General features: G+C 44.5%; 15 protein-coding genes. 13 read left to right on the forward strand and 2 right to left on the reverse strand.

The genetic code is table 11. From position 1 onward, the window contains the following. Nucleotides 1–104 precede the first annotated feature (104 nt). Both OW491_RS10015 and OW491_RS10020 read left to right on the forward strand, forming a co-directional pair. Nucleotides 105–626 (forward strand): sigma-70 family RNA polymerase sigma factor, encoded by a 522-nt coding sequence (locus tag OW491_RS10015; RefSeq protein ID WP_290035837.1) that lies wholly within the window; start codon nucleotides 105–107, stop codon nucleotides 624–626. A gap of 292 nt (nucleotides 627–918) precedes the next feature. Beyond that, nucleotides 919–2,112, forward strand: coding sequence for a urate hydroxylase PuuD (locus OW491_RS10020; RefSeq protein ID WP_290035838.1), 1,194 nt, complete (start codon nucleotides 919–921; stop codon nucleotides 2,110–2,112). A gap of 287 nt (nucleotides 2,113–2,399) precedes the next feature. Here the strand turns inward: OW491_RS10020 and OW491_RS10025 are convergent, their stop codons facing one another. Both OW491_RS10025 and OW491_RS10030 read right to left on the reverse strand, forming a co-directional pair. Next, nucleotides 2,400–3,044, reverse strand: coding sequence for a TetR/AcrR family transcriptional regulator (locus OW491_RS10025; RefSeq protein ID WP_075179591.1), 645 nt, complete (start codon nucleotides 3,042–3,044; stop codon nucleotides 2,400–2,402). 200 nt (nucleotides 3,045–3,244) lie between these two features. Continuing rightward, nucleotides 3,245–4,654, reverse strand: a complete 1,410-nt coding sequence (locus OW491_RS10030) for a nucleobase:cation symporter-2 family protein (RefSeq protein ID WP_075173990.1) — start codon at nucleotides 4,652–4,654, stop codon at nucleotides 3,245–3,247. Between the two features lie 969 nt (nucleotides 4,655–5,623). Here OW491_RS10030 and mnmG point away from each other — a divergent pair. The 11 genes from mnmG (at nucleotide 5,624) to atpG (ending at nucleotide 15,352) form a co-directional block, all read left to right on the forward strand. Beyond that, nucleotides 5,624–7,516 (forward strand): tRNA uridine-5-carboxymethylaminomethyl(34) synthesis enzyme MnmG, encoded by a 1,893-nt coding sequence (gene mnmG, locus OW491_RS10035; protein WP_075174116.1) that lies wholly within the window; start codon nucleotides 5,624–5,626, stop codon nucleotides 7,514–7,516. After that, nucleotides 7,516–8,157, forward strand: coding sequence for a 16S rRNA (guanine(527)-N(7))-methyltransferase RsmG (gene rsmG, locus OW491_RS10040; protein WP_075179589.1), 642 nt, complete (start codon nucleotides 7,516–7,518; stop codon nucleotides 8,155–8,157). The genes mnmG and rsmG overlap by 1 nt, the downstream gene beginning before the upstream one ends. 2 nt (nucleotides 8,158–8,159) lie before the next feature. Beyond that, nucleotides 8,160–8,996, forward strand: a complete 837-nt coding sequence (locus OW491_RS10045; RefSeq protein WP_290035839.1) for a ParA family protein — start codon at nucleotides 8,160–8,162, stop codon at nucleotides 8,994–8,996. A 7-nt stretch (nucleotides 8,997–9,003) separates the two neighbouring features. Then, entirely contained in the window at nucleotides 9,004–9,915 is a 912-nt protein-coding gene (locus OW491_RS10050; RefSeq protein ID WP_290035840.1) for a ParB/RepB/Spo0J family partition protein, read from the forward strand. A 272-nt stretch (nucleotides 9,916–10,187) separates the two neighbouring features. Further along, nucleotides 10,188–10,604, forward strand: coding sequence for an ATP synthase subunit I (locus tag OW491_RS10055; RefSeq protein WP_246283369.1), 417 nt, complete (start codon nucleotides 10,188–10,190; stop codon nucleotides 10,602–10,604). A gap of 20 nt (nucleotides 10,605–10,624) precedes the next feature. Further along, entirely contained in the window at nucleotides 10,625–11,446 is an 822-nt protein-coding gene (atpB, locus tag OW491_RS10060; RefSeq protein ID WP_075173994.1) for a F0F1 ATP synthase subunit A, read from the forward strand. Nucleotides 11,447–11,524: 78 nt separating this feature from the next. Beyond that, the gene (gene atpE / locus OW491_RS10065) at nucleotides 11,525–11,764 is read left to right on the forward strand and encodes a F0F1 ATP synthase subunit C (RefSeq protein ID WP_075173995.1); all 240 of its coding nucleotides are present in this window, start codon (nucleotides 11,525–11,527) and stop codon (nucleotides 11,762–11,764) included. A gap of 71 nt (nucleotides 11,765–11,835) precedes the next feature. Continuing rightward, complete coding sequence (locus OW491_RS10070) at nucleotides 11,836–12,306, forward strand: F0F1 ATP synthase subunit B (protein WP_075173996.1); 471 nt, start codon at nucleotides 11,836–11,838, stop codon at nucleotides 12,304–12,306. Between the two features lie 12 nt (nucleotides 12,307–12,318). Next, complete coding sequence (locus tag OW491_RS10075) at nucleotides 12,319–12,855, forward strand: F0F1 ATP synthase subunit delta (protein ID WP_075173997.1); 537 nt, start codon at nucleotides 12,319–12,321, stop codon at nucleotides 12,853–12,855. A gap of 15 nt (nucleotides 12,856–12,870) precedes the next feature. Then, nucleotides 12,871–14,415: a F0F1 ATP synthase subunit alpha gene (gene atpA, locus OW491_RS10080; RefSeq protein ID WP_075173998.1), complete on the forward strand. Its 1,545-nt coding sequence runs from the start codon at nucleotides 12,871–12,873 to the stop codon at nucleotides 14,413–14,415. 73 nt (nucleotides 14,416–14,488) lie between these two features. Further along, nucleotides 14,489–15,352 carry a F0F1 ATP synthase subunit gamma gene (gene atpG / locus OW491_RS10085; RefSeq protein WP_075173999.1) on the forward strand — a complete coding sequence of 288 codons (864 nt, stop codon included), beginning with the start codon at nucleotides 14,489–14,491 and terminating at the stop codon, nucleotides 15,350–15,352. Nucleotides 15,353–15,381: the final 29 nt, after the last annotated feature.

Here is a 15,381-nt window from a genome sequence, read left to right on the forward strand (position 1 = left end):
GCTATTTGAGTGACATTTAAATCGCCTATATTGTAATGATAACGATTATTGTTTAGTTTACGTGTTTTATTCAATAACCGTTATCCATTACAGGCTTGCTTTACATGTCTACTCACGAAACCATGGCCCCGAAAGAGTTTGAAAAGCTTTATCAGCTCCATCATTCTTGGTTGCGTAACGTGCTCTTTCATCTACTGGGTAATAACGAAGACGCCGCCGATTTAGCGCAAGATGCTTTTATCCGCTTATGGCATCGCCCTAAAACGTTAGACACCACACAGCAAGTACGCGCTTACCTGCGTGTTATTGCACGAGGCTTGTGCGTCGACCTCTGGAGGCGGCGGCAAGTCGAACAAGCTTGGTTAGATACTTTAGCCAACCACCCCGACATCGAAGCACCATCCACCGAGCATCAGGTCACTATATTGCAAGCACTAACCGATATTGATCATATGCTTATCTCCTTGCCAAAAAATGTATCTAAAGCCTTTACACTATCGGTTATTCAAGGAAAAACAGGTAAAGAAATCGCTAACGAGCTGTCTGTAAGTGAACGTATGGTTCGCCATTACTTATCAAACTCGCAACTCAACCACCAGCTCACCACCTACGCGGCAATAGCCTGACATTATCGTCACCTCGCGCATTAACCCCACCCCTCTCAAACAGCAAATCTGTACTGACTTAAAAAATTGGCAGAATTTGTGCATTATTAAAAAAACTGACCAAACAGACAGGTTTCTTGTACTATAGGGCCGTTTATTAAAGGCCTCTATTGTAGACCTAACCTGTTTAAGTATCTGAAACTATAAGATAAAAGTCAGAAAACCTGTGAGCTGTCGTTAGTTTATAACAACGTCAATTCCGCACTGTAAACGCACAAGCCGCCATGATGTGGCACAAAATGAGGCATAGAGAATGGATCCTTATCTGAACGATTGGCTAAGCTTGGTTATTCGTTTTTTACACGTCGTAACGGCAATTGCTTGGATTGGCGCATCGTTTTACTTCGTGTGGCTCGACAACACATTACAGACACCCCCCGATTGGAAAAAAAAGAAGGGGATCTCCGGTGACTTGTGGGCAGTGCATGGTGGCGGTTTCTACGAAGTAGCTAAATACAAATTAGCTCCCGAAAGCATGCCTGAAACCCTCCATTGGTTTAAATGGGAGGCCTATAGCACATGGATTACCGGCTTTTTGATGCTGATACTGATTTATTATATCGGTGCAGATGCCTACTTAATTGACCCAAATAAAGCCGATATTAGCCAAACGACGGCCATATTGATCGGAGTAGGGGCTATTTTTGGTAGCTACTTTGTCTATGATTTTGCCTGCAAAACGCCACTGGTTGAAAAAGGCCTGTTATTTGGCATTGTAATGCTAGTGTTACTGACGTTTTTAGCTTGGTTGCTCGGTTTAGTATTTAGCGATCGCGGTACATATATCCACATTGGTGCGATTATCGGTACTTGCATGGCTGCCAATGTGATGACGGTTATTATGCCCGGGCAAAGAGCACTCGTAACAGCGGTAGAGAAGGGCGAAGCCCCTGACCCTAAGTACGGTTATAACGCCAAACTGCGCTCTGTACACAATAACTACGCCACGTTACCCGTACTCTTTATTATGCTGAGTAATCACTACCCAATGACCTTTGGCCATGAATACGGCTGGCTAGTACTCGGCGCTATCATGTTAATCGCAGCATGGGCACGCCACTTCTTTAACTTGCGCCACCGCGGTATCGTTAAGCCTTCCATTCTAATTTCCGCTATTGTGGCTTTTGCCGCGCTGGCATGGATCTTAAAACCTACACCCATCGAAGCGGTTGAAGGCTCTACCGGTTTAACGGATGCACAAGCCATCACACTAGTGAAAGATAAATGCGGTACCTGCCACAGCAAAGCGCCAACTGATGATGTTTTCACCGTTGCACCCTCTGGTGTTATGTACGATACAAGCGACGAAATTATGAACTGGCTGCCCCGTATTCATGCCCGAGCCATTATCTCTAAGGATATGCCGTTTATGAATAAAACACAGATGACCGATGAGCAGCGTGCACAATTATCCGAATGGATTACTAAAAAGCAGGCAGCCAAATAGCTTATCGCTAAAAGGTTTAGATCTTTTGAACCGTACGTGCCACATGGATTCCGAGCCGCTTAGCCATCCTAGTTAAGTTAGCTCGGTCCATTTCTAAACGTCGTGCTGTTACCGCCCAACTTATCCTTCTTTACGAAGTCGCTGGTGGATGAGGTCACGCCAAAATACCGCTGTAGCGTATCTTAAGCCCGCTTAATATCGACAGTTTATGAGAAGGCTACCTCATTAACAATCCAAGCAACAGATTCTTGTTGCTGCTGCGTTGGAGCGGTAACGCTTTATTTGGCTTATTTCAGACTGACACCACAGCCCTTCAGAATAATATGGATCAATGTATCGCTGGCGGAATCATAATGACGGTTTGCTAACGGGTGGCTACCGAGTGCAGATTCAATCTGCACCGCAAAATCGGCGTAATGTTGAGTTGATGACCAGAGTAAAAAGATCAGGTGCGCCGGATCAATAGGGTCCATCTTTCCTTGATCGATCCAGCTTTGGAAAACAGCGGTTCGTTGATCAAACCAGGCTTGATAACCATCGCTGAAATAATCTTGCAGCTGAGGGGCACCGCTAATAATTTCTTTAGCGAATAAACGCGAAGCGAGAGGATAGGCCCTCGCAAAATGAATTTTTTCTCGAATATACTCGGGTAAGACTTCTGCCGGGTTATGTTCAGGCGTTAGGTCATTAAGGGTGTTATCCCATAGCTCAATCGCTTGCTTAAGCACTGCCGTATACAGGCCCAGTTTATTTTTGAAGTAATAGTGCAAATTGGCCTTAGGCAGCTCAGCACGATCAGCAATTTTTTGCATACTCGCACCTTTAAAGCCATATAAAGCAAACTCCTCTTCCGCCGCGCGGAGTATTACCTCCTCGTTCTTTTGACGGATACGCCCTACATTTGGGGCGTCCTTTTCAACATCTACTGTCATTCATTAACCCCCACAGGACTCGCCCTCACTCATAGCAAAGTGGCTCACCTAATAACACAAGTCTTTATGATCAGTGCCACAAAAAGCAGCTATTATAGCGGCAGGGAAAAGATAACCACCTACTTAATTACCACTAGCAACAGCGTGGGCTCTTCAGTAGGTGGTTAGTACGTAATAGAGGTGTTAGCTTAGCGCATTACTTAGGTTTTAATCGGATCTATTGCATCCGCAATTTCTGACTTAGCCACTGACTCTACACTAGCTGTTTGGCTGGCATCCTCTTCAGGCAAGATAAGACTTAAGATAATCGCCGATAAACCACCTGTGGTAATCGCTGAGCCAAAAATATTTTGTACCACTTTTGGCATTTGACTGAGCACTTCTGGATTTAGCGCAACGCCTAAACCCGTACCGAACGCGACAGCCATAATTAACATACTGCGTCGCCCAAGTGGCTCAGAAGCCAGGATCTTGATACCTGCGGCCGCGACGGTACCAAACATAATTAGCGTCGCTCCACCTAGAACAGGTTTAGGTATCATCTGCAGCACTCCACCGATAATAGGGAAGAGGCCTAAAATAACTAAAATGCCGGCAATAAAATAACCCACATAACGACTTGCCACCCCAGTTAACTGAATTACGCCGTTGTTTTGGCTAAACGTTGTATTAGGGAAAGTGTTAAATGCCGCTGCTAACATTGAGTTGAGCCCATCGGCAAACACGCCCCCTTTAATTCGGCCGATATACTCATCTCCTTTTATGGGTCGTTTCGAAATCAAACAGTTCGCCGTTAAGTCGCCAGTAGACTCAATAGCGGTAATCAAATAGATCAACGCAATGGGTAAAAACGCAGACCAATCAAATGAAAAACCGTATTTAAAGGGAACGGGAATAGAGATAGCAGGCAAAGCGGCTAAATTACCAAAGGACAGTTTTCCCATAAAAGCGGCAACGACACACCCCGCTATTAAGCCGATGATAATAGACGATAAGCGTAGCCAAGCATTGCTAGAGCGATTAAGCATGATGATTGTAACCAGTACAAATCCTCCCAATGCTAAATTCGCACCACTGCCAAAGTCCGGAGCCTTAAAGCCACCAGCTAAGTCAGTGACTCCTACTTTAATTAAGCTTGCGCCAATAATAGTAATGACGATACCCGTCACAAGCGGGGTGACTATACGACGTAATTTACCAATGAATTGGCTCAGTACAATCTCAACAAATGCACCTAAAAAACACACACCGACAATCAAGGACAGAATCTCTTCTGGCCCGCCACCTTTACCTTTAGCGATAAAGCCAGCCGCTAAGACAGAGCTTAAAAATGCAAAACTAGTCCCTTGTACACACACCATTCCCGAGCCAATACCCCAAGGCCGACGCGCCTGAATAAAGGTTCCCACACCGGATACGATTAGCGCCATGCTAATCAAATACGGAATATGTTCTCCTAAGCCTAGCACGCCACCAATAATCAACGTGGGTGTAATTATCCCCACAAAGCTGGCTAATACATGTTGTAACGCTGCAAAAACGGCCTCCAAAAAAGGTGGCTTATCATCCAATTGATACAGTAGTTCTGAACCTGTTCCTTGCTCTTTCATGGGGATCTCCCGCTTGTTGATATAGCGCCTTCAATCTTGAATAAACGGGTTATTTAGGATTAAAGCCAATCTTACTGTGCTGTATAGCAAAAACCTGACCAATTGATCAGAAAAAATGAATTTAAATATAAGCTATTGATAGTATTAACATTTATGAAGATACACACGGCTGTTCTCACATATCGTTCAAATAGCTAATGCATCATAAAAGAGCTCTTTAAGAGAAAAAGCGACATTTTGGGGAAATTTATTGGCTAGGTTATACACAGGAAGCCGCTGTAATTTTATCCTAGTAGTTAAAGAACACGACGACATCTAGTAGTTAGTCACAATTGCATCCACACAGCTTATGCACAGAAAAAGTTTTCAACAAGTCTAAGCTATTGAAATTATTTATTATTCACAAAGTTATACTGAAGTTATTATCTGTTAGTGTTTATGCTCTACAATAAACCTGTGGATAAAGACAAGCACACATTTTTTACACTTATTAACATACTACACAGGTTTATACACAAATTTTCCTCTTAAGCATCCACGGATGTAATAAAATTAAATCGTTTGTGAATAAGCTATGTAAGGCAAGGGGTAAGAGATGGGGGTAATCATGTGAATAAATAGGGGTGTGCATAACTAGGCTTTTTACACACAGGCTATCCAAAACATGAACAGAGCTAAATGACAGAATTACGTCGCAGTTGTCATTGCTATAACTTATTGATTATTAGGGTTAATTATTGGATACAAACAGAAAAGAGGTTCCCTTATAATAACAACCATAACAATACTTCTTTCTTTATATACATATATATTCTTTCTTTAGTTAATCAAAAGAAGAAAATTATATTTGGTTAATTTTTAACCATTTCTTCCTGATTAACTCCGCTGTATAATGCTCGGCCCGTTTTCCTAATACCGTCTTCAACGGAAGGAAAACATCGATTTATCACATTGTTTGAGGGTTGTGTTTTGGATTATCCGGATCGCTTTGATGTCATTGTTATTGGCGGTGGACATGCAGGTACTGAAGCTGCATTAGCTTCTGCTCGTATGGGTGCCAAAACTCTATTGCTTAGCCATAACATCGAAACGTTAGGCCAAATGTCATGCAACCCAGCCATAGGTGGTATTGGTAAGAGCCATTTGGTTAAAGAAATTGATGCACTTGATGGTGCAATGGCTAAAGCAGCAGATAAAGGCGGTATACAATTTCGGGTATTAAATTCTCGAAAAGGGCCTGCTGTAAGAGCAACACGAGCTCAAGCTGACCGTATTCTTTACAAAGCGGCGATTCGCGAAATTTTAGAAAACCAACCAAACTTGCAATTATTCCAGCAAGCTGCGGACGATTTGATCGTCGAACAAGATCAAGTCAAAGGCGTTGTTACACAAACAGGTATTCGTTTTTATGCCGAGTCTGTTGTACTAACGGCGGGCACCTTTTTAGGTGGGGTTATTCATATTGGTTTGGATAATCATTCAGGTGGCCGCGCTGGTGATCCTCCTTCAATCGCTCTTGCTAAACGTTTACGTGAAATGCCGTTTAGAGTGGATCGTTTAAAAACGGGAACACCACCCCGTATTGATGCACGCAGTGTTGATTTTTCAGTTATGCAAGAACAGCCTGGCGATACTCCTCTGCCTGTCATGTCTTTCATGGGCTCGGTAGACGATCACCCTCAACAAATTAGTTGTTACATTACTTATACTAATGAGCGCACCCACGATATTTTACGCGCAGGGTTAGATCGCTCACCGATGTATACCGGAGTGATTGAAGGAGTTGGGCCACGTTACTGCCCATCGATAGAAGATAAGATCATGCGTTTTGCTGATAAAAATCAGCATCAAATTTTTGTTGAGCCCGAAGGATTAACGACGCACGAGCTTTACCCAAATGGGATATCAACGAGTTTACCTTTTGATATTCAACTGGCCGCTGTGCGCTCGATTAAGGGGTTTGAGAACGCACATATTCTTCGCCCTGGTTATGCCATCGAATATGATTACTTCAACCCACAAGACTTAAAGCACACACTTGAAACTAAGTATATGAACGGTCTTTATTTTGCCGGTCAAATAAACGGTACAACGGGTTATGAAGAAGCAGGTGCGCAAGGGTTATTAGCAGGCTTAAATGCGGCAGCTCGCTCTCAGGGTAAAGATCAATGGTATCCGCGTCGTGACGAGGCGTACATTGGTGTGTTAGTTGATGATCTAATTACGATGGGCACCTCTGAACCGTATCGTATGTTTACCAGCCGTGCGGAATACCGTTTAATTCTGCGAGAAGATAATGCCGACCTGCGTCTGACCGAAAAAGGGCGAGAACTAGGTTTGGTGGGTGATGAACGATGGGCTGCTTTTTGTAAAAAGCGTGAATCTATTGAACTAGAACAACAGCGCTTGCGCAGTACATGGATTCAACCAAATACCCCTGAAGCCGAAAAACTAGCGGCTAAGCTCTCTTCTCCTATGAATCGAGAATATAACTTAGCTGATTTATTAAAGCGCCCTGAGCTATCGTATGCCGACGTGGCTACCTTGAAAGGTGAACATCAAGAAGATCCACAAGTCGCTGAGCAGGTTGAAATTCAATTTAAATACGCTGGCTATATTGATCGTCAACTAGAAGACATTGAAAAGATGCGCCTTCAAGAAGACACACCTCTGCCGGAATCTTTCGACTATGACATCATAGGGGGGTTGTCGAACGAGCTGAAAAGTAAATTGAATCAGCAACGCCCTTCAACGTTAGCACAAGCATCTCGTATTCAAGGAATGACACCGGCAGCTATTTCTCTGCTGTTAGTTCAGTTGAAAAAACAACAAATGCTAAAAAAACAAAAGGTGGCTGGTTAATGGAACTGACACAACGTCGTGCTTTACTGGAGAAGCGTATCAAACAGATGTCGCTAGAAGTCTCAGCAACACAGTTGGATCAGTTAGTTGATTACTTAGGGTTATTGGAAAAGTGGAATAAAGCATTTAATTTAACCGCTATTCGTAACCCTGAAGAAATGATAGATCGTCATTTGGTTGACAGCCTGAGTGTCTTAAATATTGTTCAAGGGCCACGTATTATAGACGTGGGCAGTGGACCTGGATTACCCGGTATTCCGTTAGCTATTTGTCGCCCGGATCTGTCTGTAACAACACTTGACAGCAATGGCAAAAAAACGCGTTTTCAAAACCAAGTTAAATTAGCACTCGGTTTAGATAATCTCACCATTATTAATGGCAGAGCTGAGCAGTGTGAAGCCGAGCCATTTAATGAAGTGATCTCGCGCGCATTTGCCTCATTGTCTGATATGATCACATGGACTCGGCAGTTATGTGCGACCGATGGTGTGTTTTTGGCAATGAAGGGACAATACCCCGCAGAAGAAATCGCGGCCATGCCAGAAGGGATTCGTCTTAAAACCACTCATCCACTGACTGTACCGGGAACCGATGGAGAAAGGCATCTGATCGTGCTTGAGCATGTACCAGAGAGAGGATAAGCGTGGCAAAGATTCTAACCATTACGAACCAGAAAGGCGGCGTCGGTAAAACAACAACCTGCGTTAATCTGGCTGCTTCATTAGCTGCTACAAAGAAACGTGTCCTCATGATCGACCTTGACCCTCAAGGTAATGCCACAATGGGCAGCGGTGTCGATAAACACGAATTAGAATACTCCGCCTATGAAGTACTCACTGATCAATGTGAAGTGACACAAGCCGTATTGACAGGTTTACCTGTCGGCTATGATGTTATTGGTTCTAATGGTGATCTTACGGCAGCGGAAGTCGAGTTATTGCAATTACCTCGACGAGAGTTCCGGATGAAAAAGGCACTGTTAAATATTGCTGATCAATATGACTTCATCTTAATTGATAACCCACCGTCGCTTAACTTACTGACGGTCAATGCGTTGGCTGCTTCCTCTGGTGTCATTATTCCCATGCAGTGCGAATACTACGCGTTGGAAGGAATTAGTGCCTTAATAGGTACTATCGATAAAATCAATAAACGTTTAAACCCTGAATTACGTATAGAAGGGATTTTACGGACCATGTTTGATCCGCGAATGAGCTTAACTAAGGATGTATCAAATCATCTAGTCGAGTACTTTGGCGATAAAGTGTACCGCACAGTCATTCCGCGTAATGTTCGTTTAGCTGAAGCACCATCTCATGGATTGCCAGCCTTACTTTATGATAAAAATTCTCGCGGATCGGTGGCTTATTTAGCATTGGCCGGGGAGCTTATTCGCAAAACAAACAAAGCAAGTACTGAAGCCTCTGTCCCAGAACAAACAGAACAAACAGAACATCAGCAAGCAACGCAACAGGATTAATTGAGTTATGGTTAAAAAAAGAGGCTTAGGTCGTGGTCTGGATGCATTATTAGCCAGCGTTAATACGGTAGAAGAAGTTTCTGTTGAGTCTGCTTCGGACAGTGATCACGCATCAAGCGCGGGTAAAGATATGAGTGATGGTTATCGTCTCATGTCTGTGGATGTCATCGAGCGTGGACGTTATCAACCACGTCGAGATTTAGAACCCGAAGCCTTAGAAGATTTAGCAAACTCAATTCGTGCGCAAGGCGTTATGCAGCCAATTGTCATACGACCAATTGAAGCCGAAGGCCGTTATGAGATTATCGCGGGTGAACGCCGTTGGCGCGCTTCTCAAATGGCGGGTTTGACTGAAATACCGGTCGTGATAAAAGATGTGCCCGATGAAGCCGCTATAGCGATGGCGCTTATCGAGAACATTCAACGTGAAAATTTAAACCCCATGGAAGAAGCTATAGCGCTCCAGCGTCTGCAAGACGAGTTTGAATTGACGCAACAGGAAGTCGCCAATGCGGTCGGTAAATCTCGTTCGGCCGTAACTAACTTATTACGCTTAATGAAGCTTACCAGCGATGTCCGCATGTTACTTGAGCATGGCGATATAGAAATGGGTCATGCAAGAGCCTTGCTTGGTTTAGAAGGGCTGAAACAAGTCAGTGCAGGTAATGAAGTGGTGGCCAAAGGCTTATCCGTGCGCCAAACAGAAGAGCTAGTGCGTAAATGGCAAGCAACTACGCCTGATAAAGCACCGAAACAAACACAATTACCCAACCCTGCTCTGGATTCTATTGCAACTAGCTTATCCGAACGCCTTGCGGCTAAGGTGACGATAAATCAAAACCAAAAAGGCAAAGGTAAAATCACGATTGCCTATGATTCGCCCGAAGCATTAGATACACTCTTGAACTCACTAAAATAAGGTGTAAAAGCATCGAATAACAAGCGTGAGTTCTGTAGGATAACAAAACGGCAATGTCGCACTTTATTTGGCATAAATACCACCCTAAGTGCACATAAAGCCGCCTAAAGAGCTATTTAGAATAAAAACTCGCGACATTAGTATGATCTGCGCTAAGACATTAGTGCAAATCCCGACAGTAGCTAGTTGAGTATCGGGGCTGAACCCCATATAATCGGCACGCTATTTGGATACAGTGTTCCAAAATAGGGCATAAAGAGTTTGATTTGCACGTGAACGAAAGCCAAGCCATCAAACCGGGTAAGCATACCCGTGAGACGCGAAAACGCGCTTTCAAAGTTCTCGGCGTTCAAGCCGGCATCGCGTTAATTGCCGCCGCTATCGCTCTAACAAATGGAGTCGTGGCTGGCTATTCAGCGTTGTTAGGTGGTGTCATTTATTTGATTCCACAAACCTATTTTACATGGCGCGCTTTATCGCTCCGTAATTTTGGCTCGGCACGAGCTGCACTTGCGGATATGTACATCGGTGAAATATGGAAAATGATGATTTACTTGGTTTGCTTAGGCTTAGCCTTGTTCTTCGTTAAACCGATAAGTCCATTTTCCATATTTTCAGTTTTGATTTTGCTGCATTTAAGCCATGGCTTTCTGCAGATAAAACTGAATAACCGATTCCTAAAACTTTAAACTTAACGAGAGAGCTGAGAATGGCTAGCGGAACTATCACATCCTCAGAATATATATCCCATCACCTTACCAATCTTACGTTTGGTAACCACCCTGAAAACGGCTGGAGCTTTGCTCATTCAGCGGTTGAAGCGGCGGAGATGGGTTTCTGGGCTATCAACGTTGACACAATGCTATGGTCGTTAGGCCTCGGTATCCTATTTTTATGGCTTTTCCGAAAAGTCGCTAAAAATGTTACTGCGGGCGTACCTAATGGCACACAAAACTTTATCGAATCGATCGTCGAGTTTGTTGACGACAACGTTAAAGGCATCTTCCACTACAAAAATGCGGTGATAGCACCGTTAGCACTGACTATCTTCGTCTGGATCTTCCTGATGAATACGATGGACCTTGTGCCTGTAGATTGGATCCCGTATGTTGCCGGCCAAATGGGCATCCACTTCATGAAAGTGGTACCTACAACTGACGTAAACGCAACATTAGGTATGGCGTTTAGCGTATTTGGCTTGATTGTTTACTACAGCATCAAACAAAAAGGGTTTGGTGGCTTCTTTGCTGAATTGGCTTTCAATCCGCTCGGTAAATGGTTACTACCATTTAACTTGTTCCTGGAAGTCGTTGGCTTGCTCGCTAAACCAGTATCACTGGCATTGCGACTGTTCGGTAACATGTATGCGGGTGAGATGATCTTTATCTTGATTGCTCTGCTGCCATTCTGGCTGCAATGGATCCTGTCGGTTCCATGGGCAATTTTCCATATTTTGGTAATCACGCTGCAGGCATTCATCTTCATGGTATTGACTATTGTTTACTTAGCAATGGCGCATGATGATCACTAAAACGTGATACAACCTAAAAAAGTTTAACTTTAACCAATTAACTTTAACCTTAACTTTAAAAAACTTGGAGATAATCTGATGGAAATGGCTACTGCGCTAGTATTTCTGGCTGCTGCACTGATGATGGGTCTGGCTGCTATTGGTGCTGCTGTAGGTATCGGCATGCTGGGTGGTAAATTCTTGGAAGGTGCTGCACGCCAGCCGGAATTGGTTCCACTTTTGCGTTCGAACTTCTTCATCGTAATGGGTCTAGTAGATGCTGTACCTATGATCGGTGTTGGTCTTGGCATGTACCTGATGTTCGCTGTTGCGGGCTAATAAGTAGTCGACAATATGAACTTCCCTTGTCGGGATAACTACTTTTTAGAACAACCGCGAGAGGTAATGGCGTGAATATCAATCTAACCATCATTGGTCAGGCTATCGCTTTCGCCATCTTCGTTGTGTTCTGCATGAAATACGTGTGGCCTCCTATTACGGATGCCCTAGCAGAACGTAAAAAGAAGATAGCTGAAGGCCTTGACGCTGCAGAACGTGCTAAGCGCGATCTGGAATTGGCGCAAGAACAAGCTGTTGCAAACATGCGTGAAAGCAAAGAGCAAGCAGCCGCCATCATCGAACAGGCTAATAAGCGGGCTAACCAGTTAATCGAAGAAGCCAAAGAAACCGCACGTGCGGAAGCTGAGCGCGTAACCGCATCAGCACAGGCAGAAATCGAACAGGAAGTTAACCGTGCTAAAGAAGAACTCCGTTCACAAGTTGCTGTATTAGCAGTAGCAGGTGCAGAGAAAATTCTTGGTGCTTCGGTTGACCAAGCAGCCCACGCTCAGCTGGTTGATAAACTAGCAGCGGAGCTTTAAGCGAGGTTTACGATGGCTGAACTCAATACAGTCGCTCGTCCTTACACGAAAGCTGCCTTCGAATTTGCGAATGACAAAGGTGCTTTGGATCAGTGGTCCGCGATGCTTGCAACACTGAGTGGTGTTGCAGCAGACAGCGATATGGCTAAGATTCTAAGCAACCCATCGCTTAGCAGTGAACAGAAAGCGGGTACGCTCATTTCTGTCTGTGAAGATTACTTAGATGAGTCAGGCAAAAACCTGATTCACTTACTCGCAGAAAATGATCGTCTCGCTCTGTTACCTGAAATGAGCAAGCAATTCGAGCAGCTCAAAGCTGTTCTACAGCAGTCTGTCGATATTGAAGTGACAACTGCCTACGAACTGGATGAGCAGCAGCAACAGAAATTAACTCAGGCTCTCAGCGCTAAGCTGGGTCGTGATGTGAAAATGACAACTGAAGTGGATCAAACCATTTTGGGTGGTGTTGTAATTCGCACGCAAGACCTGGTAATCGACGGCTCAGTTCGCGCCCGTTTGGCGAAACTGGCTGAAGCTCTGAATTCCTGAGATTGAGGAATAATCATGCAGCAACTGAATCCATCTGAGATCAGCGAGATTCTCAAGAAGCGCATCGAAAAACTGGATGTGACTTCTGAAGCCCGAAACGAGGGCACTATCGTCAGCGTATCCGATGGTATCATTCTGATCCACGGTCTAGCTGACGTTATGTACGGGGAAATGATTGAATTCCCTGGCGGTGTTTACGGAATGGCACTCAACCTAGAGCGCGATTCAGTCGGTGCCGTAGTATTGGGTGATTACCAGAACTTGGTAGAAGGCATGACGGCTCGTTGTACTGGCCGTATCCTTGAAGTACCAGTTGGCCCTGAACTACGTGGCCGCGTTGTTGACGCACTAGGTAACCCGATTGATGGCAAAGGCCCAATCGAATCTAAATTGTCTGACGCTGTTGAAAAAGTAGCGCCAGGCGTTATCGATCGTCAATCAGTTGATCAGCCTGTACAAACAGGTCTGAAAGCGATTGATGCGATGGTACCAGTAGGCCGTGGCCAGCGTGAGCTGATCATCGGTGACCGTCAGATCGGTAAAACAGCTATTGCAATCGATGCAATCATCAACCAAAAAGATACCGGCGTGACTTGTATCTATGTTGCGGTTGGTCAGAAGCAATCGACTATTGCAAACGTAGTACGCAAACTGGAAGAGCACGGCGCAATGGATCACACCATTGTTGTTGCGGCTGGCGCAGCTGATCCTGCAGCAATGCAGTTCTTGGCTCCGTACACAGGTTGTACTATGGGTGAATACTTCCGTGACCGCGGTGAAGATGGCCTGATTGTATACGATGACTTGACTAAACAAGCATGGGCATACCGTCAGATCTCACTATTGTTACGTCGTCCACCGGGTCGTGAAGCATACCCTGGTGACGTATTCTACTTGCACTCTCGTCTACTTGAGCGTTCAGCACGTGTAAACGCTGATTACGTTGAAAAGTTCACGAACGGTGAAGTAAAAGGTAAAACAGGTTCTTTGACTGCTCTACCAGTTATCGAAACCCAAGGCGGTGACGTTTCTGCATTCGTACCGACTAACGTAATCTCCATCACTGATGGTCAGATCTTCTTGGAAACTAGCCTGTTTAACTCAGGTGTACGTCCAGCGATCAACGCTGGTTTGTCTGTATCCCGTGTAGGTGGTGCAGCACAAACTAAGATCATCAAGAAGTTAGGTGGTGGTGTTCGTTTGGCATTGGCACAGTATCGTGAATTGGCAGCTTTCGCTCAGTTCGCATCTGACCTAGATGACGCGACACGCGCTCAGCTAGAACACGGTCAGGCTGTTACTGAGTTAATGAAGCAGAAGCAGTACACACCTATGTCTGTTGGCGAAATGGGCTTGTCTCTATTCGCAGCAAACGAAGGTTTCTTGAAAGATGTTGAACTGAACAAGATCCTGGATTTTGAAGCAGCACTTATCTCATTCTTTAACAGCGAATACGCTGACCTGATGGACTCTATTAATAAGTCAGGTAACTTTAATGATGAGATCGCTTCACAATTTAAAGCGGGTATCGAGAAGTTCAAGTCAACTCAAACTTGGTAAATGTGGCGCAGTAGTAACATGTTAATCAGGTTACTACTTACCCTTTACTAGGCGGAACTTAGGTAGCGGAACTATGGCAGTCGGAAAAGAGATAAAGACGCAAATAGCGAGCATCGGCAGCACACGCAAAATTACTAGCGCTATGGAAATGGTAGCTGCAAGTAAGATGCGTAAGGCTCAAGATCGCATGCAGTCTTCCCGCCCGTACGCTCGCAGTATCCGTGGTGTTATTCAGCATTTGGCTAAATCGAATCCTGAATACAAGCACCTTTACATGCAAGAACGTGAGGTTAAGCGTGTTGGTTACATTATTGTAACGAGCGATCGCGGCCTGTGTGGCGGTTTGAACGTTAACGTGTTCAAAAAAGCCGTTCAAAGCATGAAAGAATATAACGATCGCGGTGTTGAGGTAGATATCTGTGCCTTAGGATCAAAAGCGATTACTTTTTTCAAAAGCTACGGTGGTAACGTTGTTGCTGCTAAAAACCAACTGGGCGATACGCCAGAGATTGCTGACTTAATTGGTTCAGTAAAATTGATGTTGGATAGCTTTGCCGAAGGTAAAGTGGACCGTTTGTACATTGTAGGTAACGAATTTGTTAACACAATGACGCAAACTCCCTTCGTTGAACAGGTGCTGCCACTGAAGGCAGAAGACGACGACAAGCTGATGAATCATCATTGGGACTATTTGTACGAACCAGACGCGAAAGCATTGTTAGAATCTTTGCTTAGACGTTATGTCGAGTCTCAAGTGTATCAAGCAGTTGTTGAAAATAACGCCTGCGAGCAGGCCGCGCGTATGTTAGCAATGAAAAATGCGACAGATAACGCTGGTGACCTTATTGACGAGTTACAAATGGTTTACAACAAAGCTCGTCAAGCTGCGATTACTCAGGAAATTTCTGAGATCGTTTCAGGTGCTGCGGCTGTTTAATACGGTAACGGGTTAAAAAATAAAGAGGA

Origin of the sequence: Neptunomonas sp. CHC150 (assembly GCF_030397555.1) — a bacterium.
GTDB classification, from domain to species: Bacteria; Pseudomonadota; Gammaproteobacteria; order Pseudomonadales; family Balneatricaceae; genus Neptunomonas; species Neptunomonas phycophila.

Coding starts and splice junctions, on each gene's coding strand:
- OW491_RS10030 (WP_075173990.1), bottom strand. CDS start 4,654: ATGAAAGAGCAAGGAACAGGTTCAGAACTACTGTATCAATTGGATGAT.
- OW491_RS10025 (WP_075179591.1), bottom strand. CDS start 3,044: ATGACAGTAGATGTTGAAAAGGACGCCCCAAATGTAGGGCGTATCCGT.
- rsmG (WP_075179589.1), top strand. CDS start 7,516: ATGGAACTGACACAACGTCGTGCTTTACTGGAGAAGCGTATCAAACAG.
- atpB (WP_075173994.1), top strand. CDS start 10,625: ATGGCTAGCGGAACTATCACATCCTCAGAATATATATCCCATCACCTT.
- OW491_RS10075 (WP_075173997.1), top strand. CDS start 12,319: ATGGCTGAACTCAATACAGTCGCTCGTCCTTACACGAAAGCTGCCTTC.
- OW491_RS10020 (WP_290035838.1), top strand. CDS start 919: ATGGATCCTTATCTGAACGATTGGCTAAGCTTGGTTATTCGTTTTTTA.
- OW491_RS10050 (WP_290035840.1), top strand. CDS start 9,004: ATGGTTAAAAAAAGAGGCTTAGGTCGTGGTCTGGATGCATTATTAGCC.
- atpE (WP_075173995.1), top strand. CDS start 11,525: ATGGAAATGGCTACTGCGCTAGTATTTCTGGCTGCTGCACTGATGATG.
- OW491_RS10015 (WP_290035837.1), top strand. CDS start 105: ATGTCTACTCACGAAACCATGGCCCCGAAAGAGTTTGAAAAGCTTTAT.
- atpA (WP_075173998.1), top strand. CDS start 12,871: ATGCAGCAACTGAATCCATCTGAGATCAGCGAGATTCTCAAGAAGCGC.
- atpG (WP_075173999.1), top strand. CDS start 14,489: ATGGCAGTCGGAAAAGAGATAAAGACGCAAATAGCGAGCATCGGCAGC.